This window comes from Psychrobacter nivimaris (assembly GCF_904846365.1).
Taxonomy (GTDB): domain Bacteria; phylum Pseudomonadota; class Gammaproteobacteria; order Pseudomonadales; family Moraxellaceae; genus Psychrobacter; species Psychrobacter nivimaris_B.
Window position 1 is genome coordinate 1 of sequence record NZ_CAJHAL010000079.1, and the last position, 675, is coordinate 675.

The 675-nt window shown below is 47.6% G+C and carries 2 tRNA genes and 1 rRNA gene; all 3 read left to right on the forward strand.

From position 1 onward, the window contains the following. A 16S ribosomal RNA gene (locus JMX63_RS14410) occupies nt 1–232 on the forward strand; the annotation flags it as partial. A gap of 73 nt (nt 233–305) precedes the next feature. Then, nucleotides 306–382, forward strand: a tRNA-Ile gene (locus JMX63_RS14415). 8 nt (nt 383–390) lie between these two features. Further along, nucleotides 391–466 (forward strand) — tRNA-Ala (locus JMX63_RS14420). Nucleotides 467–675 lie beyond the last annotated feature (209 nt).

Consider the following 675-nt stretch of genomic DNA (forward strand, 5'->3'; position numbering starts at 1 on the left):
GTCTGCAACTCGACTCCATGAAGTAGGAATCGCTAGTAATCGCGGATCAGAATGCCGCGGTGAATACGTTCCCGGGCCTTGTACACACCGCCCGTCACACCATGGGAGTTGATTGCACCAGAAGTGGTTAGCCGAACCTTTTAGGACGGCGATCACCACGGTGTGGTTGATGACTGGGGTGAAGTCGTAACAAGGTAGCCGTAGGGGAACCTGCGGCTGGATCACCTCCTTATAGACGGCATTCGGTCAGCAAGAATTCACAACAAGTTGTTCTTTAGTTTAAGCTTACGTTTTAGGACGTACTAGGGTCTGTAGCTCAGCTGGTTAGAGCACCGTGTTGATAACGCGGGGGTCGGTGGTTCAAGTCCACCTAGACCCACCATTATACATGGGGCCATAGCTCAGTTGGTAGAGCGCCTGCCTTGCACGCAGGAGGTCAACGGTTCGACTCCGTTTGGCTCCACCACTACAAACCTCGGTAGCTTAGAGTGCAAATAAATACAATAGGTATTAAATAGAAACAAGTGATTTATCTTTGAATAAGACACGATTACTTCTTTCTGTTTTATACAGAATCTGTGACTCGACGAGAGCATAGAGACTATTTAAAAACATAGATATGAGTCTGGGTTAAGAAGAGCGTGTTCACGCGCACTTCTTAACCTTAATAACTCA